General features: G+C 68.9%; 18 protein-coding genes. 1 reads left to right on the top strand and 17 read right to left on the bottom strand.

The annotated features are described in order from the left end of the window. Positions 1–16: 16 nt before the first annotated feature. The 12 genes from AC3A6X_RS35340 to AC3A6X_RS35285 all read right to left on the bottom strand — a co-directional run bounded on the left by AC3A6X_RS35340 (position 17) and on the right by AC3A6X_RS35285 (position 14,673). Positions 17–1,159, bottom strand: a complete 1,143-nt coding sequence (locus tag AC3A6X_RS35340) for an ABC transporter substrate-binding protein (protein WP_487846531.1) — start codon at positions 1,157–1,159, stop codon at positions 17–19. Positions 1,160–1,161: 2 nt separating this feature from the next. After that, the gene (locus tag AC3A6X_RS35335; protein WP_487846530.1) at positions 1,162–2,319 is read right to left on the bottom strand and encodes an ABC transporter substrate-binding protein; all 1,158 of its coding nucleotides are present in this window, start codon (positions 2,317–2,319) and stop codon (positions 1,162–1,164) included. A gap of 138 nt (positions 2,320–2,457) precedes the next feature. Beyond that, a complete protein-coding gene (locus AC3A6X_RS35330; RefSeq protein ID WP_487846529.1) occupies positions 2,458–3,189 on the bottom strand; it encodes an SDR family oxidoreductase in 732 nt (243 codons plus the stop codon). Positions 3,190–3,208: 19 nt separating this feature from the next. Next, a complete protein-coding gene (locus tag AC3A6X_RS35325) occupies positions 3,209–4,018 on the bottom strand; it encodes a cyclase family protein (RefSeq protein WP_487846528.1) in 810 nt (269 codons plus the stop codon). A 1-nt stretch (position 4,019) separates the two neighbouring features. Next, a complete protein-coding gene (locus AC3A6X_RS35320) occupies positions 4,020–5,270 on the bottom strand; it encodes an SDR family NAD(P)-dependent oxidoreductase (RefSeq protein WP_487846527.1) in 1,251 nt (416 codons plus the stop codon). An 85-nt stretch (positions 5,271–5,355) separates the two neighbouring features. Beyond that, complete coding sequence (locus AC3A6X_RS35315; RefSeq protein WP_487846526.1) at positions 5,356–6,528, bottom strand: thiolase family protein; 1,173 nt, start codon at positions 6,526–6,528, stop codon at positions 5,356–5,358. A 1-nt stretch (position 6,529) separates the two neighbouring features. Beyond that, positions 6,530–8,152, bottom strand: coding sequence for an AMP-binding protein (locus AC3A6X_RS35310; protein ID WP_487846525.1), 1,623 nt, complete (start codon positions 8,150–8,152; stop codon positions 6,530–6,532). A 7-nt stretch (positions 8,153–8,159) separates the two neighbouring features. Continuing rightward, entirely contained in the window at positions 8,160–8,645 is a 486-nt protein-coding gene (locus AC3A6X_RS35305; protein WP_487846524.1) for an aromatic-ring-hydroxylating dioxygenase subunit beta, read from the bottom strand. Further along, entirely contained in the window at positions 8,645–9,958 is a 1,314-nt protein-coding gene (locus tag AC3A6X_RS35300; RefSeq protein ID WP_487846523.1) for an aromatic ring-hydroxylating dioxygenase subunit alpha, read from the bottom strand. Before AC3A6X_RS35300 ends, AC3A6X_RS35305 begins: the two co-directional genes overlap by 1 nt. A 14-nt stretch (positions 9,959–9,972) precedes the next feature. Then, positions 9,973–10,956: a PDR/VanB family oxidoreductase gene (locus AC3A6X_RS35295; protein WP_487846522.1), complete on the bottom strand. Its 984-nt coding sequence runs from the start codon at positions 10,954–10,956 to the stop codon at positions 9,973–9,975. 29 nt (positions 10,957–10,985) lie between these two features. Beyond that, positions 10,986–12,485 carry an indolepyruvate oxidoreductase subunit beta family protein gene (locus AC3A6X_RS35290; RefSeq protein ID WP_487846521.1) on the bottom strand — a complete coding sequence of 500 codons (1,500 nt, stop codon included), beginning with the start codon at positions 12,483–12,485 and terminating at the stop codon, positions 10,986–10,988. A 4-nt stretch (positions 12,486–12,489) separates the two neighbouring features. Continuing rightward, positions 12,490–14,673 carry a thiamine pyrophosphate-dependent enzyme gene (locus AC3A6X_RS35285; RefSeq protein ID WP_487846520.1) on the bottom strand — a complete coding sequence of 728 codons (2,184 nt, stop codon included), beginning with the start codon at positions 14,671–14,673 and terminating at the stop codon, positions 12,490–12,492. Positions 14,674–14,811: 138 nt separating this feature from the next. Between AC3A6X_RS35285 and AC3A6X_RS35280 the strand changes: the two genes are divergently transcribed. Then, a complete protein-coding gene (locus AC3A6X_RS35280; protein ID WP_106557056.1) occupies positions 14,812–15,309 on the top strand; it encodes a MarR family winged helix-turn-helix transcriptional regulator in 498 nt (165 codons plus the stop codon). Between the two features lie 491 nt (positions 15,310–15,800). On the opposite strand, the gene AC3A6X_RS35275 is transcribed toward AC3A6X_RS35280, so the two are convergent. From AC3A6X_RS35275 to AC3A6X_RS35255, 5 genes are all read right to left on the bottom strand, one after another. Continuing rightward, positions 15,801–16,727 (bottom strand): pseudouridine-5'-phosphate glycosidase, encoded by a 927-nt coding sequence (locus AC3A6X_RS35275; protein WP_487846519.1) that lies wholly within the window; start codon positions 16,725–16,727, stop codon positions 15,801–15,803. 64 nt (positions 16,728–16,791) lie between these two features. Beyond that, positions 16,792–17,661: a quinone oxidoreductase family protein gene (locus tag AC3A6X_RS35270; protein WP_487846518.1), complete on the bottom strand. Its 870-nt coding sequence runs from the start codon at positions 17,659–17,661 to the stop codon at positions 16,792–16,794. After that, positions 17,658–18,461 (bottom strand): alpha/beta fold hydrolase, encoded by an 804-nt coding sequence (locus AC3A6X_RS35265; protein WP_487846517.1) that lies wholly within the window; start codon positions 18,459–18,461, stop codon positions 17,658–17,660. Before AC3A6X_RS35265 ends, AC3A6X_RS35270 begins: the two co-directional genes overlap by 4 nt. Continuing rightward, on the bottom strand, positions 18,458–19,465 hold the full coding sequence (locus AC3A6X_RS35260) for a 3-hydroxybutyryl-CoA dehydrogenase (RefSeq protein ID WP_487846516.1): 1,008 nt from the start codon (positions 19,463–19,465) through the stop codon (positions 18,458–18,460). The genes AC3A6X_RS35265 and AC3A6X_RS35260 overlap by 4 nt, the downstream gene beginning before the upstream one ends. Then, positions 19,455–20,528 carry an NAD/NADP octopine/nopaline dehydrogenase family protein gene (locus AC3A6X_RS35255; protein ID WP_487846515.1) on the bottom strand — a complete coding sequence of 358 codons (1,074 nt, stop codon included), beginning with the start codon at positions 20,526–20,528 and terminating at the stop codon, positions 19,455–19,457. The genes AC3A6X_RS35260 and AC3A6X_RS35255 overlap by 11 nt, the downstream gene beginning before the upstream one ends. Positions 20,529–20,563: the final 35 nt, after the last annotated feature.

Genomic DNA, 20,563 nt, shown 5'->3' with positions numbered 1-20,563 from the left:
GCGTCGTATCAGGGCGTCAGGGGACCAGCTTCCACTGGCCCTTTTCCATGCGCACCACCACCACGGCACGCTGGTCGGAGCCGTAGCGGTTGTCCGGCTTGAAGTTGTAGACGCCGTGCGTGCCCACCAGCTCCTTGGTGCTCATGATGGCGTCGCGCAGCGCCGTGCGGTACTGCGCCGTGCCCGGCTCGCCCTTGGTGCGCGAGGCGGCGTCGGCCAGCAGCAGGTAGGCGTCGTAGGTGTATGAGGAGAAGGCGTCCGTCGGCACCGCGCCGTGCGCCTTCTGGTAGGCGGCGCGGAAGTTCATCGACACCTTCTTGATCGGGTTGTCGGCCGGCAGCTGGTCGGCCACCAGCACCGGGCCGCTGGGCACCTGCAGGCCCTCGATCGAGGCGCCGCCCACGCGCACGAAGTCGGCGTTGATCAGGCCGTGCGTGCCGTAGAGCTGGCCCTTGTAGCCGCGTTCGGCCAGGCCCAGGTAGGGCAAGGCGCCAGGTGTGCCGGAGTTGCCGGCGAAGACCGCATCGGGACGCGCGGCAACGATCTTGAGCACCTGGCCCGCGACCGAGGAATCGGCACGTGCATAGCGCTCGTTGGCCACCACCTTGATGCCGGCCGCGTCAGCGCTCTTCACGAGCGAGTCGTAGGCCAGGTCGCCCAACGCGTCGGAGAAGCCGATGAAGGCCACCGTCTTCACGCCCGATTTCTTCATGCGCTCGACCACGCCTGCGACCATCAGCGGGAAAGGCTGCGAGACCGTCACGGTCCATGCACCCTCGGGGCCGGGGAGGGTGACCGGCGTGGGCGAGATCAGCGGCGTGTTGAGCTCGCGCGCCACGGCCGCGATGGCCATTGCATTGGGAACGCCCGAGCTGCCGATGAGCAAGTCGACCTTGTCCTCGGTCACGAGCTTGCGCGCATTGCGGCCGGCGGTGGTGGGATCGGAGGCGTCGTCGAGCACGATCAGCTCGACCTTGCGGCCGGCCAGCATCGGATGCTCGGCGATGGCGGCGCGGATGCCCTTCTCGTAAGGAATGCCGAGTGCCGAGATAGGCCCCGACAGCGAGCTGATGAAGCCGATCTTGAGATCGGCCGCCGTGGCCTGTGCAGCCGCCAGGGCGATGGCCGCGAGACCGATGAAACGTGCGATGTTTTTCATGTTCAGGGGACCAGCTTCCATTGACCTTTTTCGAGCTTGACCACGACGCGCGAGCGCTCGTCCGAGCCATAGCGGTTGTCCGGCTTGAAGTTGTAGACGCTGTGCGTGCCCACCAGCTCCTTGGTGCTGACGATCGCGTCGCGCAGCGCCACGCGGTAGGCCGGCGTGCCGGGCTCGCCCTTGGCGCGCTGCGCGGCGTCGAGGAACAGCAGCCAGGCGTCGAAGGTGTAGGCAGAGAAGGCATCGGTGGGCGCCGCGCCGTTGGCCTTCTGGTAGGCCGCGCGGAAGTCCATCGAGGTCTTGCGGATCGGGTTGGAGTCGGGCAGCTGCTCGGCCACGATCACCGGGCCGGTCGGCGCCAGCAGGCCCTCGACCGCATTGCCGCCCACGCGCACGAAGTCGGGGTTGATCAGCGCATGCATGCCGTAGATCTGGCCCTTGTAGCCACGCTCCGAGAGCGCCAGGTAGGGCAGCGCGCCCGGCGTGCCCGAAGTGCCGGTGATCACCGCGTCGGGACGCAGCGCGACGATCTTCAGCACCTGGCCGGTGACCGAGGCGTCGGCGCGCGCATAGCGCTCGTTGCTCACCACCTTGATGCCGGCGGCCGGCGCGCTTTTGGTGAGCGCGTCGTAGACCAGGTCGCCCCAGGCATCGGAAAAGCCGATGTAGCCCACGGTCTTCACGCCGGACTTCTTCATCTGGTCGACGACGGCGTTCAGCATCAGCGGCGCAGGCTGCGGCAGCGTGACCATCCACGCGCCTTCCTCGCCGGGCAGGTTGGCGTTGGCGATGGAGATCAGCGGCGTCTTGGTCTCGCGCGCCACCGCGGCGATGGCCAGCGCGCCGGGCGAGCCGGCCGTGCCGATGATGACGTCGACCTTGTCCTCGTCGATCATCTTGCGCGCGTTGCGCGCGGCGGTCGACGGATCAGAGGCGTCGTCGAGCTGCACCAGCTGGATCTTGCGGCCGTTGAGCTCGGCCTTGTAGGCCAGCGCGGCCTTCATGCCCTTGTCGTAGGGAATGCCCAGCGAGGACACCGGCCCCGACAGCGAGGTGATGAAGCCGACCTTGTAGTCGGCTGCCCAGGCACTCGCGGCGCTCAGCGCGCCGATGCCCAGGACGATGCCCGCCAGGGCGCGGATGGGGCTTGCAACTCTCATGACGATCCTCCAGAAAGGTTGGGACAAGGCCTGAAGATGATTTCTGAAATGTTTAGACCTAAACAATACTAGCGAGACGACGGTGCGATGACAAGGGAGGCAACGAGGGGTTTCGAGTAAAAGGCGCGCGATGCACCGCTACAGCGCGAGACTTCCCACGCTGGTGCCGCCGCACACGTAGAGCACCTGGCCGGTGATGAAGCCGTTGGCCGGGTCGACGAAGAAGCGCACGGCCCGTGCCACGTCGGCCGCCTCGCCCAGGCGCTGCACCGGCACCGAAGCGGCGAGCTGGCGTTCCTTCTCGCTGCCGGCTTCCACCACGTCGTAGAACATGTCGGTGCGGATCGGCCCCGGCGCCACCACGTTGACCGTGATGCCCTCGGCCGCCAGCTCCAGCGCCCAGGTGCGCGCCATGCCCAGCATGCCGGCCTTGGTGGCCGAGTAGTTCGTGCGCGTGGCCAGGCCCACCGCGGCGCGCGAGGACAGGAGTACCACCCGGCCGAAGCGCTCGGCCCGCATCGCGGGGAGCGCGGCCTGCACCAGCTGGATCGCGCAGCCCAGGTGCAGCTGGGCCAGGGCGTCGAGGTCCTCGAGCTTGGCCTCGGACAGCAGCGCCGGACGGATCACGCCGGCGTTGTGCACCACGGTCCTCACCTCGAAGCGGCTGGCCATCTCCCGCGCGGCCTGCGCGGTCGCGGCGCGGTCCATCAGATCGACCTCGATGTTGTAGAGCTTGGGGTGGTTGATCTCGCATCGGCGCCGCGCCAGCGACACCACCTCCCAGCCTTGCGCGAGCAGGTCCGCGCAGATCGCCTTGCCGATGCCGGCACTGCCGCCGGTGACGGCGGCGACGGGATGCGTCAGGTTCATGGTGATCTCCTCTTCTTGCTCAAGCGCCGCCCACCAGCGCCAGCACCCGCAACGGGCTGCCGCTGCCCTTCTCGATCTTGAGCGGCGGGCAGATCAGCACCGCGCCGGTGGGTGGCAGCAGGTCGAGGTTGCTCAGGCACTGCAGGCCATAGCGGCCGGCGCCGTGCATGAAGTAGTGGCAGGGATAGGGCGGGCGCAGGTGGTAGCCCTGGCCGGCGTCGGTGCCGATGGCCTCGGAGCCGAAGCCCAGCACGTCGCGCTGCTCGACCAGAAAGCGCACCGCCTCGGCGCTCGGGCCCGGCGTGTGCTGGCCGGTCTCGTCGAAGTTCTGGTAGGCCTCCGGGTCCTGCCGCTGGGACCAGTCGGTGCGCATCAGCACCCAGGCGCCCTTCGGAATGCGCCCGTGCTTCGCCTCGAAGCGCTCGATGTCCTCGACCGTCATCAGGTAGTCGGCATCGGCCTTCACCTGCTCCGAGCAATCGATCACGCAGGCGGCCGCCACGAAGTGCTGCACGGGGATGGTGTCGACGGAATTGTTCGGCAGGTCGCGGCCCGAGATCCAGTGGATGGGCGCGTCGAAGTGCGTGCCCGTGTGCTCGCCGCAGGAAAAATTGTTCCAGTACCAGCCGGGCCCGCGCTCGTCGTACTTCGACACCTCCTCGATGCGGAAGGGCCAGCACTGGCCCATCTCGGGCGGCAGCGCAATCTGCGGGAATTCGGGCGTCAGCGTCTGCGTGAGGTCGACCACGCGGATGCGGCCGGTGGCCATGGCGCCCACGAGGCTGCCGAGGATCTCGGCGGTGGACATCAGTTCGGTTGTCGTCGTCATTTCAGCCTCCAGCTGCGAGCTCGCGTTCGAGCACCTTGGGGTTGTCGCGCCAGCGCTCCAGCCATTCCTGCGCCACATCGCCGGGGTAGACGTCCTCGACGCCGTCGCGCAGCGCCTTCACGATCGCGTTGGCCAGCGCGCCCGGCGCCACCTTGGGCGGCGGCATGTGCTGGTTCCATTCGTCGTCGATCGGCCCCGGGAACACATTGATCACGCGGATGCCTGCCGGCCGCATCTCGGCGCGCAGGCACTGCGCCAGCGAATAGGCCGCCGCCTTGGAGGCGCTGAAGGTGCCGTGCGGCGGGAAGTTCGCGAGTGCGTAGATCGACAGCAGGTTGACCCAGGCCGTGGCGCCGGTCACGCCATCGGCCGAGCGCCCCTTGAGCGCCGGTCCGAACTCCTGCGCCAGGCGCAGCAGGCCGAAGTAGTTGACGTCCATCTCGGCCTTGGCCACGTCGGTGCCGCGGCGCGCGCCGATGCCGAAGGTGCGGTGCACCTCGGCGTTGTTGATCACGATGTCGACCTTGCCGCCGATCTCGCCGGCCAGCTCGCTGACCGAGCGGCCGTTGGTGAGGTCCAGCGGCACCAGCGTCACCTGCGGCAGGGCCGTGATGTCTTCCAGGCCGCCCAGCTTCTTCCAGGGCTCGGCATGGCCGACCCAGACGATGTCGGCACCGGCCTTCACCAGGGCGCGCACGATGGCCTGGCCCACCTCGGTCTTGCCGTCGGTCACCAGCGCCTTGCGGAACTTCGGGTCGCTGGTCATCTCGCGCAGCATCTTGTCGTCGGCCATATGGGCACTCCCTTCGTTCGGAAATCCAATGAGTACGGCTTGTCCCGCGCGGTCGAGCCGCGCGCCCACGCGCACGCGGGCCGGCGCGTCGCCGACCTCGCCGTGCATGTGCACCATCAGCGTCGGTCCGCTGTCGAGGTGCACCAGGCCCAGGCGCCAGGGCAGGCGCTCGCGGAAGAACAGGTCGTTGCTGTGGTGCAGCGTGGTGGTGGCGAGCAGCTCGCCCTCGCCGCTTTGCTCGCGCCAGTGCAGGCGCGGCGACAGGCACTTGTGGCAGGCCTCGCGCGGCGGGTACTGCACCGTGCCGCAGTCCTCGCAGGTCTGCAGCTCGAAGCGGCCCTCGGCAGCCGCGGCCGTCATGCCGAGCGCAATGCGGCCGCGCGAACCGGGCGGCAGGTTCATCTGCCGCGTGCGCAGGACGGGGTTCTTGCGCTTGGGGCGCATCAGGGGCATGGTCATCGCGCCTCCGCCGGGCCGCCCCAAGGCAGGCGCGCGGCCCCCTCGGGGGGCAGTGCAGCCGCGCAGCGGCAAACGTGGGGGTTGTTCATTCTGGTCTCCCCAGAATCACCGCACCCGTGCACAGGCAGCGGTCGTAGGTGACCATGCCGAAGCCCGCGACCAGGCCCAGCTCGGCATCGGGCACGGTGCGCGGACCGGCCTGGTCCGTGAGCTGGCGGATCGACTCCACCATGCCGAGAAAGCCGCCCGCCGCGCCGGCCTGCCCGGCCGAGAGCTGGCCGCCGCTGGTGTTGTTGGGAAAGCTGCCGTCGAAGGTCATGGTGTGCTCGCGAACGAAGGCCGGGCCTTCGCCCTTCTCGCAGAAGCCCAGGTCCTCGAAATGCATCATCACGATCACCGGGTAGTCGTCGTAGGTCTGGACGAAGTCGAGCTCGGCGGGCTTCACACCGGCCTGCGCATAGAGGTCATCGCGGTCCTTGCGCCAGCCGCCCTGCACCATCACCGGATCTTCGGCATAGGCGTTGTGGCGTTCGATCGCGCCGCGGATCACCACATGGGGCAGGCCCAGGTCGCGGGCTCGGGCCTCGCTCATCACCAGGAAGGCCTCGGCGCCGGCGCAGGGCATCACGCAATCGAACAGATGGATGGGCTCGGAGATCGGCCGCGCGCTCATGTACTCTTCCAGCGTGAGCGGCTTCTTGAACATCGCGTTCGGATTGCCCAGCGCATTGGTGCGCTGGTCCACCGCGATGCGGCCGAAGTCCTCGCGCTTCGCGCCGTAGGTGCGCATGTAGTTGGCGGTGATCATCGCGAAGATCGAGTTGGGCCCGCCCGAGCCGTAGGGGTAGCTCGCATCGCGCGCGAAGTTGCTGAAGCTGCCCAGCGTCAGGCGGAAGGAATCGACATGGTTGGTGTCCGCGCCCACGCAGGCCACGACCTCGGCATCGCCCGCCTGCACCGCACGCGCCGCGCGGCGCAGGCACATCACGCCCGAGGCGCCGCCGGTGGGCACATGGTCCAGCCAGCGCGGCGAGAGGCCCAGGTGCTGCGTCACGCCGACAGCCGTGTCGGGCGCCAGCGAGAAGCTGCTGAGACACAGGCCGTCGATGTCTTCCTTGGCCACGCCGCTGGCCTTGACCAGCGCTTCGAGCGCCTGCCCGATGAACCAGTGCGCACTGCGCGTGGAGTAGCGCACGTAGGGCACGGTCACCGGCACCGCCACCGCGACGCCTTCGTAGGAAAGCCGCTTGTGCGCCATCTCAGGCCTGCCTCTTCTTCATCGCGCGGGTGTCGATGCAGTGCGCCTGGCCGGGCAGGCCGTGCGCCAGCTCGCGCAGCTGCCCGCGCTGGATCTTCTGCGATGCCGTCAGCGGCAATGCATCGACGAAGGCGACATAGCCGGGCGCCTTGTAGTAGGCCAGTTGCGCCAGCGCATGCTCGACGATGCTCTGCGCGATCTCGGCGCGCTGCGAGGCATCGAGCTCCTCGCGCACCACGATGCAGGCCAGCACCTCGTCGCCGCGCACGGCGTCGGGCGTGGCGGCGACGGCGGAGGTCTTCACCGAAGGGTGCTGGTTCAGCACGCTCTCGACCTCCACCGCCGAGATGTTCTCGCCGCTGCGGCGGATCACGTTCTTCTTGCGGTCGACGAAGAAGAAGTTGCCATCGGCATCGCGCCGCACCAGGTCGCCGGTATGGAACCAGCCGCCGGCCCAGGCCTCGCGCGTGGCGTCCTCGTCCTTCAGATAGCCGGAGAAGAAATAGCGCCGCGGGTCCTCGCCGGCGGAGCGCACCAGCAGCTCGCCCGGCGCACCGGCGGGCACGTCCCGGCCTTCGTCGTCCACCAGCCGGAGCTCGACGTAGTCCTGCTGCCGGCCGAAGCAGCTCGTGCCCACCAGCCGCGGCTCGCGGTTGGCCATGATGCAGGCGCCGGCGCCGGTCTCGGTCATGGCCCAGGCCTCGACCAGCGGGAAGCCGAAACGCGATTCGAAAGGCGCATGGTTCTTTCGGTCCACGCCGGCACCGAAACCCCAGCGGATCGCATGGTCCTTGTCGGCCGCCGACTCCGGCGCAGCCAGCAGCATCGCCGGCATCACGCCCAGGTAGTGGACGATGGTGGCGCGGCTCTCGCGTGCGCTCGCGAGCCAGGTCTTCGGGTGGAAGCGGTCCAGCTGCACCAGGCAGCCGCCGGCCACCAGCACCACCATGGTCGAGAACGCCATCGCGTTCATGTGATTGAGCGGCAGCGGCGTGATCACGCGCTCGGCATCGGGGCGGATGCCGCACACGCCGTCGAGCGCGGCATACCACTCGCCCGCTCGCAGGAAGTAGGCATTGCCCAGGATGCAGCCCTTGGGCCGGCCGGTGGTGCCGGAGGTGTAGAGCAGGGCGCATTCGGTGTCGAGGCCGATCGCTTCGGCCGCACGCGGCGGCCTGGTCTTCGCCGCGGGCACCGCGTCGTCAGGCCCCATGGTCTCGAAGGCAATGCCGGCCTGGGCCGCGGCGGCGCGCAGGTCGGCGACGCGCTCGGGCAGGGTCACGGCCAGGGCGATCTCGCTGTGGCCGATCAGGTAGACCAGCTCGGCCGAGCGCATCTCGGCGTTGATGGGCACCACGCTCACGCCCAGCGCATTGAGCGCGAACCAGTGGAGCAGGAAGGCGGGCCGGTTCTCCAGCAGCAGACCGACGCGGTGGCCGTGGCCGTAGCCCGCTGCCGAGTAGGCACGGCGCAGGCGCTCGACCTCGGCCGCGGCCTCGCCCCAGCGGACGGCGCCGGGAGCAATGCCGTAGGCCTTCGCCGTCACCGACTCCGTGAAAAGGAACTCCGCCTGCGGCGTGCGCGCCGCGGTGGCTGCGAAGCATTGATGGACAGTGGTGTGCATCTCGTCCCTAGATGAAGAGCTGCACGGCCGGCAGCGCGGCGTCGCAGTTGAGCAGGTTCACGCGCTTGAGCGTCATGCGCAGCTGCCCATCCACCTGCGTCAGGTGGTGGAAGAAGGTGCCCACATAGAACTGCAGCTCGTCGCCCTGCGACTCGGTGTAGTGGAACTCGGTGCGCACCACGAAGGCATTGCCCGCCTCGTCGAACACCTCCACGGTGGGCGTCTGCAGCAGGTGGTGGCAGCGGCTGGGCGGCTGCTGCGAGAAGGCGCGCGGGCTCTTCAGGCGCTCGATGCGCAGGTCGCGCAGGAGCTTGTCTTCGTAGAGATGCGAGCAGTGGTTGAGGCCATCTTCCTGGTCCGGCACCGCGGGCACCCAGTAGTAGGCGTCGTCGGCGAAGAGCGAGTTCCACTCCTCGAAGCGCTTGCCGTCGAGCAGGCGCGACTCCTGCACCACGAAGTCGATCAGGTCCTGGCGCGTGACGGTGTTGCTCATCACATGGTCTCCGTCATGTAGCGGGCCCAGCTGCGGTACTGGTTGCGCATCGGCAATTCGTTGGTGCCGCCGGTGGTGATCTCGCCGCCCTTCAACTCCTCGGGGTCGTAGTTGCGGTGCAGGCTCACCCACTCGTTGCCCGTGGCGTGCAGCCCGGCCTGCATGCCGCGATAGGCCTGCAGGTCGTCGTGGCCGACCACCGAGAAGGGCGAGTTGATCAGCCGGTTGTACATGGCGGTGCGCTGCAGCAGCTCGGGCGGCGCGCCCTTCAGGCGGAAGGTCCAGCTCTCGATCAGCGTCTTGTCGGCCGCGATCGGCTTCACCACGCGGATCGCCTGGATCGCGCCCTTGATCGTGAGGTTGGGGTAGTACACCGTGTTGTGGCGCGCCATGCCCAGGATCTGCGCGGTGCGCTCCTCGCCGTACTTCGACTTCATCGCGTCGTCGTACTCGGGGATCGCCTTGTACTTGCTGTGGATGCTGAAGTGCACGCCGGTGAAGCTGTGGCCGTTGTCGTAGGTCCGGATGCCCATGTCGTCGAAGAACTTGTAGTCCGACATGAAGGGCACGAACTGCTCGATGGCCATGGGCTTCGGCTCGTCGGCCGGCTTGTCGGACCACATGCGCTTGGCGGTGCCGGCCGACGACTCGTGCGCCACCATGGGGTGCATGGTGTCGTTGAGGTTCTCGACGAACATCTTCCAGTTGCACTGGTGCATGAAGCGCAGGCAGCCGCCGGCGATCTCCAGCTCGCCTTCGGGCGAGCGGTCGGCCATGTTGTCGATGGAGCTCAGCGAGTCGCCGAAGTACGCCTCGAAGTCCGGGCCGACGTCGTTGATCTTGACGAAGATGAATCCGCGGTGGCTGCGCACGTTGCGGATGGTGGTCAGGCCCTTGGCCGACTCGCATTCGTGCAGCTGCGTGCCCTCGTAGCCGTTCTTCAGCGGGATCGCGAGCAGCGAGCCGTCGGTCTTGAAGGTCCAGGCGTGATAGGGGCAGCGGAAGAACTTGCCGGTGTTGCCGCAGGGCGCGCTCACCAGGCGCGAGCCCTTGTGGGCGCAGCGGTTCATCATCGCGCGCAGCGACCCGTCGCTGTGGCGCACCACGATCAGGGGGCGGCCGGCGATCTCGTTGCTGATGTAGTCGCCAGGCTTGGGCAGCTGGCTCTCGTGGCCGACGTAGTTCCAGGTGTTGGCGAAGAAATGCTCCTGTTCCAGCTCGAACAGGTCCTGGCTGATGTAGAGGTCGCGGTGCACGCGGTCGTTCTGCACCAGGGCGCGCACGGCCTCTGGGTTGCCTCGATAGGAAGTCATCGTGTCGCTCTCCTTCAGATGTCCAGCACGAGCTTCGCCCCCTTGGCGCGCGAGATGCAGATCTGCATCACGTTGCCCTCGGCCTTTTCGCGCGCGCTCAGCACGTAGTCGCGGTGGTCGATCTCGCCTTCCAGCACCGGCGTCGTGCACACGCCGCATTCGCCGCGCTTGCAGTCGTACATCGGGTCGCAGCCATGCTCGATCAGGCAGTCGAGGATGCTCTGATCCGCGGGCACCGTAAAGCGTTGGCCGGATTGGGCGAGCTCCACTTCGAAAGGCTGGTCGCCTTCCTCGGCGACCGTGGTGGTGAAGAGCTCGAAGTGCACGCGGTCGTGTTCCCAGCCGCGCGCCTGGGTGCGGGCCAGCACGGCGTCGAGCATGACCTTGGGGCCACAGACGTAGAGGCGGTCGCCGGCGGGCACGTCGTCGAGCACCGCGTCGATGTCGAGCGGCGTGCCGGCGTCGGCGTCGGCATGCACGCGCAGGTCCTTGCCCAGCAGCGCCTGCAGTTCTGGCAGGAAGGCCATCAGCTCGCGGCTGCGGCCGGCATAGTGCAGGCGCACGGGCTCGCCCTCGGCGCGCCGGCGCGCGGCCATGCTGGCCAGCGGCGTGATGCCGATGCCGCCCGCGACCAGCACCGTGCCCCCGGGGCCGGTGTGCAGCGGGAAGTCGTTCTTCGGCGGCTCGATGGTGACGAGCTCGCCCTCTTTCAGCCGCTCGTGCATGAAGCGCGAGCCGCCGCGGCCCTCGTCCTCCTTGCGCACGGCGATGACGTACTGCGTGGGCGCGTTCGTCGCATTGCGCTCGGTGGCGAAGTTGATCAGCGAGTAATGGCGCCAGTCCTTCGCGCCATCGGGCAGCTCGACCTGGATGCGGAGATGGGCGCCGGCGCTGTAGCCCGGCAGCGCGCGGCCATCGTCGGCGCGCAGCACGAACCTGCGGATCAGCGGGTTGAGCTCGCACGCCTCGGCGACGCGCAGTTGAAGTGTGGCGGTCATGCGTGTCTCTCTTGTCTTTTCACAGCGACTCAGGCCAGCGCATGCCGCGCCAGCATGGCGCTCAGCTGGTGGCCCTGTTCATCGGCCAACGCCGCATCGCGCAACTCGCGCAGCGTGGCCGGCGCCATGCGAGTGCCCGCCCGCTGGAAGGCGGCCATCAGCGTGTCGTAGTTGCGCAGGCCACGTTCGTGGGTGTCGCTGTAGCCCTTGACCAGGCGCTGGCATTGGGCGAGTTCCACCGCCAGCTCGGGATGCTGCGCGGCCGTGGCGGCGATGCGCCCCAGCCATTCCTCGATGCGGCCGTTTTCCTCGGCATAGCGGGTGGTGCTGCGGCGCCAGCGCTTCATGGCGGCGACCGTGGAAAGCATCAGGTAGCCGCCCAGCGAGCTGGTGCGGATCACGCGGCCCTTGCAGGTCATGCGCTCCACCAGGCGGCGCGGCCAGCCCGAGCCCAACAGCCAGCGGCCGAGGCCGCCGGGCAGGGTCTCGCAGATCTCCTGCAGGCGCGGGTGCATGTATTCGTTGATCGCGAGCAGCTGGCCCTCTTGCACGCCGGCCTCGCCGCGCACGCGCTCGAAACGCGAGGCGCGGGTCTTGAGCGCAGCAACGCGGGCCGTGTCCTCGTAGGACATCCACAGCGCCAGGTGGCGGGCGGTCTCGCGCTGCAGGCGATGGTCCTCGCCCGCGGGCAGCGTGGCGATCGCAGCCATGCGGTCGAGGTAGAGGCCAGCGTAGTCGGTGTCCTGGTAGTCGATGAGGCGGCGCACGGCTTCGAACAGCACGGGGTGCAGCGCCGGCGCGAAGTCGCGCTGCACGCGTTCGACCAGCGCATGCACCGCAGGGTGGCGAGGTTGCGGCGCGGCTGCGGGGGCCGGCACCGGCTTCTCGTCATCGCCCGCACCTTGGGCCCGCGCAAAGGCTGCGCCGAAGGCCTTCAGGCTGGGCTTGACGCCGACGCCGCCGCGCTCGATGGTGGCCTCGAACTGCGCACGGCTGAAAGGCAGCACGCCGGCGCCGGCCAGCGCGCCGAAGAGCACGGCGCTGATCACGCTGCCGGCCTCTTCCGCGGCCTTCGCCATGTCGAAGCGGATGAAGCGCTTGGCGGCCTTGTCCGCATGCGCCAGCAGTTGGGCGCTGTCGACGCGACCGTCACCCATCGCGCTCTTCTCGGCGATCGAATAGACGCGGTGGGTGGAGGCGACAAGCGTCGTGCGGTCCTTCGTGACCAGCCCGCGCTGCACCGCGCGGCCGGCTTCCATCAGCTCCGAGGCCAGCACCACGTCGACGTCGCCCGGCAGCGGCATCAGCGCCAGCACGGGCCGGCCGCCGTCGGCCTCGGCCTGCGCTTCGGGATAGAGCTCGACGTAGTAGATGGTCGCGCCGGTACGCTGGGCCACGCCCGGCACCGAGGTGGTCTGCGCGATGTAGCCGTTGGCCTCGCCCATGTCGACGATCCAGTCGGCCAGCACGCCGCCGCCCTCGCCGCCCATGGCGAGAATTGCGATCTTGATCGGTTGAGCGGTGGTCATCTTTTCAGAACGCATAGGCCGCCCGGCGCTTCGCCTCGCCGCGCTGGAGCCAGCCGATCACGCCCGCGCGCACGCGCTGGCGGAAACGATCCCAGCCCGTCGGGTTGCTGACGATCTGCGCCTTGTAGAAAGAGGGGCACAGCACGGCGGCATGCGACACATCGCCGCAGTTGCCGCAGCCCACGCAGCTGTCGAGCACGGTGGCGACGGGATCGACGCGCAGCGGATCGGGGTTGGACTTGATCGACAGCGACGGGCAGCCTGACAGCCGGATGCACGAATGGTCGCCGGTGCAGGTGTCCTCGTCGACGCCGAACTTGTCGCGCACCATGCGCTTGCCGTCTGCGATGGCCTTGCGCACCAGCGGCTTCTCACGGCGCTGCTTGTTGAGCATGCACTCGGACTGCGCGATCAGGACCTTGGGGCCCTTCTGCTTGGTCGTCAGCGCTTCCTTGATCACGTCGCGCATGCCGGCGACGTCGTAGGTGCGGCGCATCGTGCGCACCCATTGCACGCCGACGCCGCGCACCGCGCGCTCGATCGCATGGCCGGTGCTGCGGGTCGCGTTGTGCGCGTTCGACGAGAGGACGTCCTGCCCGCCGGTGGCGGAGGTGTAGTTGTTGTCGACCACGATGGTCAGGTTGTCGCTCTTGTTGAAGACCGCGTTGGCCACGCCGCTGGTGAGGCCGTTGTGCCAGAAGCCGCCGTCGCCCATCATCGAGATCGCGCGCTTGCCCGCCGGCGCGTTGAGCGCGGACGCGCCGGCGCCGCCCAGGCCGTAGCCCATGGTGGTGTTGCCGATGTTGAAGGGCGGCAGGATGGAGAACAGGTGGCAGCCGATGTCGGCGCTCACGTGGTGCGGGCCCAGTTCAAGCTCGACCAGCTTCATCGCGCTGAAGATCGGCCGCTCGGGGCAGCCGGTGCAAAAGCCCGGCGGGCGCGCATGCACGCTGTCGCCCAGCGGCAGGGCGGGCTCGGGTGCGGCGTCGACGCCGATCTCGGCGACTTCCTTGAGCGGGATCACCTTGCGCACCGCCGCCGGAACCGGCAACGGCTGCAGGCGGCCGTAGCGCTCGCCGAAGGCGCGCGCGCCCTTGAGCAGCTCGGCCGCCGTGTATTCGCCCGCGACGGGCAGCATGTCCTTGCCGTGCAGCGCGGTGGTGGAGCCGGCCTGGCGCAGGATGCTCGCGAGGTTCTGTTCGACGAAGTTGGGCTGGCCCTCTTCCACCACCAGCACCGCGCGCTTGCCCATGCAGAAGCGCAGCACCTCGTTGTCGACCAGCGGGTAGGCCACGTTCATCACGTAGAGCGGCACCTGCGTGTGGCCGTAGACATCGGCCAGGCCCAGGCGTTCCAGCGCCCGCAGCAGGGTGTTGTAGCTCCCGCCCTGGACGATGATGCCGATGTCGTCGGCGTCTTCCGAGAAGAACTCGTTGAGCTTGTGCTCCTCGATGAAGCGCACCGCCGCGGGCCAGCGCTCCTTCACCTTTTCCTGCTCGTGCACGAAGCTGGCCGGTGGCAGCACGATGCGGCTGACGTCGCGCTGCGGGTTCTCCAGCGCGTCCTTCAGCGTGAAGTCGGCCCGGCGGTTGGCGCCGGCCACGAACTGGCCGTGCACGTGGCAGGCGCGGATGCGCAGCTGCAGCATCACCGGCGTATGGCTGGCCTCGGAAAGTTCGAAGCCCTTCTTCACCGCATCGACGATGGACGGCAGGTTGGGCCGCGGATCGAGCAGCCAGATCTGCGACTTCATCGCGAAGGCGTGGCTGCGCTCCTGCATGATCGAGGAGCCCTCGCCGTAGTCCTCGCCCACGATGACGAGCGCACCGCCGGTCACGCCGCCCGAGGCCAGGTTGGCCAGCGCGTCGGACGCCACGTTGGTGCCCACCGTCGCCTTGAAGGTGACGGCGCCGCGCAGCGGGTAGTTGACCGAGGCGGCCAGCGTGGCGGCCGCCGTCGCCTCGCTGGCGCTGTTTTCGAAGCGGATGCCCTGCTCGGCCAGGATGTCCTGGGCGTCGGCCAGCACGTCCATCAGGTGCGAGATGGGTGCTCCCTGGTAGCCGGCGACATAGGAAACACCCGATTCGAGCAGTGCCTTGGTGACTGCCAGAATGCCCTCACCCCGGAACACTTCGCCTTCGGCGAGCCGGAGTTTCTTCACTTCCTCGACGAACGATCTCTCAGCCATGGTTCTGTTTCTTTCCGTGACGGCGTGGGTGCCGCCTCATCGCATGGTTCCTATAATGTTCAGAAGTGAATGTATCCACAATCATGAATAACCCTAGACATGCAAGCTGCGTGCCTACTTCAGCCGAGGGGACGCTTCATGGCCACTGCCGCTTCTAAAAAGAAGGCCTTGCGCTTCGTCGACGACTACCTGCCGGCGCTGCTGGCGCAGGCCAGCCAGTTGATTTCGTCGGAGTTCCACGTGGTGGCGCGCCAGCACGGTTTCTCGGTATCGGAGTGGCGGGTGATGGCCTCGCTGGCCGGGGGCGAGGCGGTCAGCATCGGCCAGCTGGCGCAGGTCACGGTGACCAAGCAGCCGACGGTCACGCGCCTGCTGGACCGCATGGAGTCCAAGGGCCAGGTCGAGCGCCTGCCCCACGACAGTGACCGGCGCATCACGCTGGTGCGCATCACGCGCAAGGGCGCGAAGACGGTGGAGCAGCTGATGGATCTGGCGCGCGAGCACGAGCGGCGCGTGCTGGAGCCCTTTGGCCTGCTGCGGGCGGAGGAGTTGAAGACGACGCTGCGGCAGATGATCGAACTGCACGCCGGTGCGGCGGGGGAGGTGGATGAGGCGGAAGAGGACTCGCAGGCGTAGCGGCTTCGCCGCGCACGACCGCGACTGAAAGCCACATCCTGAATCCGTTGCCTCGAGGGGCAACACCGCCGGCGCCAGATCCCTTAGATGGGGACGCCGATACCGCGAACGTGCGCAACTGCGCCTGCAGTCATCCCGTCAAGTCTATTCGTCATCTGAGTCCCACTGGGTTTGGGCAGCCCAGCCGTTATCACCTCGCGCGTCACTGCCTCGATAGGTGGCGTGACCGACTCCAGCTTCTCAATGACGTGTGCGTGCAGGCTTCGCCCCGCATCAGACGCTTCACGCTCAAGTGCTTTGTGCAGCTTGCTTGGAAGTTCGAGATCCGTATCTAGTCTTGTCGATGAGTTGTCGGAAGGCGATGACCTTAGTCAGATTCGAGCCCGCAGAAGCAAGTTGGCGAGAAAGAGAGAGAAAGGGAAACCCTGATAGATAAAAGCATTTGTCTCCAGCACAGAGACGAATGTCAGGAGTCCTGGCAGGCAAGGCGCTTATACGCACGCCAACGCCAGGGCCAGCCGCGCGCCCACCTCGGCGTTGTGCTTCACGAGCGCGATATTGGTCGCCAGGCTGCGCCCGCCCGTCAGCGCCTTGATGCGCGACAGCAAAAAAGGCGTCACGGCCTTGCCGGCGATGCCCTGCGCCGCGGCCTCGGCCAGGGCCTGGTCGGTGATCGCATCGATCTCCTCGCGCGACATGGCCGCGGCTTCCGGCACCGGCGTGCTCAGCACCACGCCGCCCGCGAGGCCCAGGCTCCACTTGGTGCGGATGAAGCGGGCCTGCGCATCCGCATCGTCCAGGCGATAGTCAGCGCGCAAGCCGCTGTCACGCGTGTAGAAGGCCGCGAAGTTGTCCTGCCCGCAGCTGAGCACCGGCACGCCATGCGTCTCCAGGTATTCCAGCGTGAGCCCGAGGTCCAGGATCGACTTGGCGCCGGCGCACACCACCGCCACCGAAGTCTTCGCCAGTTCCTGCAGGTCGGCCGAGATGTCGAAGCTCTGCGCCGCACCGCGATGCACGCCGCCGATGCCGCCGGTGACGAAGACCTCGATGCCCGCCAGCGCCGCGCAGATCATGGTGCCGGCCACGGTGGTGGCGCCGAGCTCGCCGCTGGCGAGCACCGCCGGCAGGTCGCGCCGGCTGACCTTGTGCGCCTGGCCGGAACGGCCGAGCAGTTCCAGCTCCTCGTCCGATAGGCCGACGCGGATGCGCCCGCCCATCAGCGCGATGGTCGCGGGCTCGGCGCCCAGGCTGCGGATCGCCGCCTCCACCTCGCGCGCCGTGCGCACGTTCTCCGGGTAGGGCATGCCGTGCGCGATGATGGTCGACTCCAGCGCCACGAGGGGACGCCCGGCGGCGCGCGCAGCCGCCACGGGCGCACTCAGGGCGAGCCAGGATTGGGCAAGCGGGGTGTCCATGTCGATGCGTACTCCTCGGCGATGCGGGCGCAACAATCTTAGATCCTGGCCCCACGCACCCTCTTCAGGGCACCAGCACCGCCCGGCCCCGATGCCCGCGCTGCGTGATCCATTCGAGCGCGCTCGCCGCCTCGCCGAGCGCGAAGCGCTTCACCTCGAGCGTGAGCCTTCCGTCCGCCAGCCGCGCCAGCAAGGCCGGCACGGCGGCGCGGCCGGCAGCTTCGCGCCGGAACATGTTGAGCGGCAACAGCGCCACGTCGCGCTGCAGGAAATGGGCGATGTTCAAGGGCAGCGTGTTGCCCGCCGTGTAGCCCACCAGCACCGCGCGGCCGCCGGGCGCGACGCAGGGCAAGGCAGCCTCCAGCACCGGGCCGCCGACGGTGTCGACCAGCAGGTCGACGGGTTGCTGCTGCGCTTCCTCCAGGCGGGCGAGCACGATGGCGCCTGCCTCGCGCGCGAGCTGCACCGTCATCGATCCCACCGCGCCGGTGGCGCCGGTCACCAGCACGCGCTCGCCGGCCTGCAGCTTCGCGATCTCGTGCAACGCGACCCAGGCCGAGGTGCAGGGCGAGAAGAAGGCGGCGCCGAGCGCCATGTCGAGCCCGTCGGGCAAGAGGCCCAGTGCCTCGTCGGGCGCGTCGATCAGCTCGCACCAGGTGCCGTCCTCCGTCGTGCCCAGGCCGCTGCCGCGCACCCGCACGCGCTGGCCGGGCGCATGGCGTTCGCTCGCGACCACGGTGCCCGCGGCCTCGACGCCGGGGATGTAGGGCAGCGGCGGATGCTGGAGGAAGGCGCCGCTCCACACCGTGCGATCGATATGGCCCACGGTGGCCGCGGCCATGCGCACGATCGTGCGGCCGGGGCGCGGCTGCGGCTCGGGCAGTTCTTCCAGCACCGGGGCGGCGCCGAAGCCGGGGATGCGCACCGCCTTCACGACAGCGACTCCAGGAACGACAGCACCGCATCGGCGAAGGCCTCGGGCATCTGGTCGGGCAGCGGCACCATGCCGCCTTCGATGTCGACGATGCGGGCCTGCGGAATGTGTGCCTTCAGCTCCTGCGCATGCGGGGCCGCGAAGGGATCGTCGGTGGCGCGCACGATCAGCGTGGGCTGCCTCACCTTCGCGATGCGCTCTTCCATGCGATAGGACGCGACGGCGCTGTGCCCCTCTTCCATCCGGCCGCTCACCTTCAGCGCGTCCAGCACGAAGGCCTCCAGCAGCTCGGGCCGGCCAGCCGGGTAGAAGCCGAGACGCTTCTGCCACAAGGCCGCAAGATGACTGCCGTCGCCGCTCATCGCCACCTCGTCGATGGGCGGGCGCTCGGCCCGCGCACGGCGGAAAGCGGCGTCGGTGTACGGCGTCGACGACAGCACCAGCCCATGCACGCGCGCCGCGAAGGCGCTCGCCAGCTCGACCGCGATCACGCCGCCCGTGTGGTGGCCCACCACATGGGCGCGGGCGATGCGCAGCGCATCGAGCAGCTCGACCGCCACGCGCGCCCATTGCTCGATGCTCGCGGGCACGCCGCCGTCATTGGAATCGCCGAAGCCAGCGGTGTCCATCGCCACCGCGCGGAAACGGCGCCCGATCAAGGGCAGCACATGGCGGTACTCGGCCCAGCTGCGGGGCGACTGGTGCAGCAGCAGCACCGTCTCGGCACGCGGATCGCCGCAGCTGGCGTAGTGGACCTGTCCGACGGACAAATCGGCGAAGGCGCGGCGGATCTTCGTCATGGCTGCGTCCGGTCGGCCGGCGGCCGCCACAATCCGGCGTGCTTCAGCATCCCGAGCGTGCGCGCCAGCACATCGCGCCGGTAGGCGCCCACGTCGCGGCCCGCGTACTCGTAAAAGCCGCTGCCGCTCTTCAGGCCCAGCCGGCCCTCTTCCATCATGCGATCGAGGATGGCCGGCGCGGCATAGCGCGCGGGATCGATCGAGCCCGACATCTCGCGGCTCGCGTGGTGCAGGATGTCGGCGCCGCCGAAGTCGATGAACTCCACCACGCCCAGCGCGGCGAAGCGCAGGCCGAGGCCGTAGCGCGTGGCCTTGTCGATTTCCTCCGCGGTCGCGGCGCCCTCTTCCACCATGCGTGCGGCCTCGTTCATGACCAGCGCCTGCAGCCGCGGCACGATGTAGCCAGGCGTCGGGCCGCACACCACCGGCAGCTTGCCGATCGCTTCCATCAGTGCCTTGGTGCGCGCCAGCACCGCCGCATCGGTACCCGGGTGGCAGCTCAACTCCACCACCGGGATCACGTAGGCCGGGTTGAGCCAGTGCATGTTGAGGAAGCGCTCCGGCCTCTTCACCAGCGCGGCGATCTGCGTGACCAGGATGCTGCTCGTGGTGGAGGTGAGGATCGCGTCCTCGCGGCAGTGGCGGTTGATCTGCTCGAAGGCCTCGCGCTTGGCCTCCAGCGTTTCGGGCACGCCTTCGAACACCAGCTCGGCGGCGGCGAGCGCGCGCGGCGCGTCGGCGGCGGGCACGAGCTCGACGCGCTCGGCAATCGCCGGCACTTGCGCTGCATCGAGCACGCCCAGTTGCGCCAGGCCGGAGAGGCTGCTCTCGATCTCGGCCCGGGCTTCGGCGCGCAGCTTCTGCCAGGCTTCGTCGCTGCGCACGCGCAGGTCGACCAGCGCGATGCGGTGGCCCGCGTAGGCGAAGGCAATCGCGATGCCGCGCCCCATGCGGCCCGCGCCGACAGCAGCGAAGCGCGGCGTTGCGGCGGCCTCATTCGCCATCGTGCAGCCTCTTCGTCAGCGCGGCCCGGTCCAGCCCGGCCAGGCCCAGCGCCTCGAAGGTGCGCGGGCCCTGGCGCAGGTCACGGCCGAGGAAGCCGCCGACGATGGCCAGCAGGCCATGCGCGATCGGCGCATCCACGCCCGCATGGCGCGCTGCCGAAGCCAGGAAGGCCAGGCCCAGCTCCGTGTCCTCGGTGATGTAGCGGTGCGCGTAGAGGTCGATGTTCTCGCGCCAGTCGCCCGACTTCACCAGCTGCTTGTGGGCATCGCCGTACATCCACTGGTCGTTGTTGTAGTGGTCGGCCAGCGGATAGTGCGGCGCGCCCTGGCCGAAGGCCTCGCGCACCGCGATGCGCTCCTGGTCCAGCCGGTCGGTCACATCGCGCACCGCGCGCTGCGTGCCCTCGTTGTGGATGTCCCAGCGCTCGAAGTGCTGCAGCGGCGCGGCGTTCATCACCATCAGCGGGGGATGGATGATCGGCCCGGCATTCATCAGCGCACCCGAGAGCGCATCGCCGCAGCCATGCACGCTCGGGTAGGCCGCGCGAATCACCTCCAGCGCCTCGCGCTCCTTGCGCGCCGGATAGACGCCGGTCGGCAGACGGATCGCGCGAATGGTGACGTTGACCTCGCGCTCGCCATGCTTGCGCGCCAGGTAGGGCAGCGTCCCGGTCTCGGCCCAGGCCACGTCGGCGCGGTTGCCGGCCTGCTTCACGATGCGGGCCATCACGAAGCTGCCGAAAGTGCCGGGCGGCAGGAACACCACCTGCCCATCGACCAGGTGCGGCGCCATGGCGCGTGCGATGTCTTCCTGCGCAATGGCGGGCGTGGGGATCACGATCAGCGAGGCGCCGCGCAAGGCCTCGCCGATGTCGGCGGTCGCGAGTGCGATGGGCACGTCGCGTGCGCCGCGCGCATCCTTCAGGCAAATGGAGCCGGCCTGGCGCACGGCCGCCAGTGCATCCGCATCACGGCGCCACAGGCGCACCGAATGGCCGGCTTCGGACAGGTCGGCAGCGGCGGCATAACAGCCATGGCCGCCGCCCAGGATCGCGATGTTCATAGAGCAAAAAGTGTTGTGGGCCACGGGCCGCCGAT

This window comes from Variovorax sp. Soil_C_12, assembly GCF_057657375.1.
This window is presented reverse-complemented; position numbering and strand designations above follow the sequence as displayed.

Bases quoted from the DNA above. Each gene is read 5' to 3' on its own strand.
- AC3A6X_RS35340 (WP_487846531.1), bottom strand. From the start codon at position 1,159: ATGAAAAACATCGCACGTTTCATCGGTCTCGCGGCCATCGCCCTGGCG.
- AC3A6X_RS35335 (WP_487846530.1), bottom strand. From the start codon at position 2,319: ATGAGAGTTGCAAGCCCCATCCGCGCCCTGGCGGGCATCGTCCTGGGC.
- AC3A6X_RS35330 (WP_487846529.1), bottom strand. From the start codon at position 3,189: ATGAACCTGACGCATCCCGTCGCCGCCGTCACCGGCGGCAGTGCCGGC.
- AC3A6X_RS35325 (WP_487846528.1), bottom strand. From the start codon at position 4,018: ATGACGACGACAACCGAACTGATGTCCACCGCCGAGATCCTCGGCAGC.
- AC3A6X_RS35320 (WP_487846527.1), bottom strand. From the start codon at position 5,270: ATGACCATGCCCCTGATGCGCCCCAAGCGCAAGAACCCCGTCCTGCGC.
- AC3A6X_RS35315 (WP_487846526.1), bottom strand. From the start codon at position 6,528: ATGGCGCACAAGCGGCTTTCCTACGAAGGCGTCGCGGTGGCGGTGCCG.
- AC3A6X_RS35310 (WP_487846525.1), bottom strand. From the start codon at position 8,152: ATGCACACCACTGTCCATCAATGCTTCGCAGCCACCGCGGCGCGCACG.
- AC3A6X_RS35305 (WP_487846524.1), bottom strand. From the start codon at position 8,645: ATGAGCAACACCGTCACGCGCCAGGACCTGATCGACTTCGTGGTGCAG.
- AC3A6X_RS35300 (WP_487846523.1), bottom strand. From the start codon at position 9,958: ATGACTTCCTATCGAGGCAACCCAGAGGCCGTGCGCGCCCTGGTGCAG.
- AC3A6X_RS35295 (WP_487846522.1), bottom strand. From the start codon at position 10,956: ATGACCGCCACACTTCAACTGCGCGTCGCCGAGGCGTGCGAGCTCAAC.
- AC3A6X_RS35290 (WP_487846521.1), bottom strand. From the start codon at position 12,485: ATGACCACCGCTCAACCGATCAAGATCGCAATTCTCGCCATGGGCGGC.
- AC3A6X_RS35285 (WP_487846520.1), bottom strand. From the start codon at position 14,673: ATGGCTGAGAGATCGTTCGTCGAGGAAGTGAAGAAACTCCGGCTCGCC.
- AC3A6X_RS35280 (WP_106557056.1), top strand. From the start codon at position 14,812: ATGGCCACTGCCGCTTCTAAAAAGAAGGCCTTGCGCTTCGTCGACGAC.
- AC3A6X_RS35275 (WP_487846519.1), bottom strand. From the start codon at position 16,727: ATGGACACCCCGCTTGCCCAATCCTGGCTCGCCCTGAGTGCGCCCGTG.
- AC3A6X_RS35265 (WP_487846517.1), bottom strand. From the start codon at position 18,461: ATGACGAAGATCCGCCGCGCCTTCGCCGATTTGTCCGTCGGACAGGTC.
- AC3A6X_RS35260 (WP_487846516.1), bottom strand. From the start codon at position 19,465: ATGGCGAATGAGGCCGCCGCAACGCCGCGCTTCGCTGCTGTCGGCGCG.
- AC3A6X_RS35255 (WP_487846515.1), bottom strand. From the start codon at position 20,528: ATGAACATCGCGATCCTGGGCGGCGGCCATGGCTGTTATGCCGCCGCT.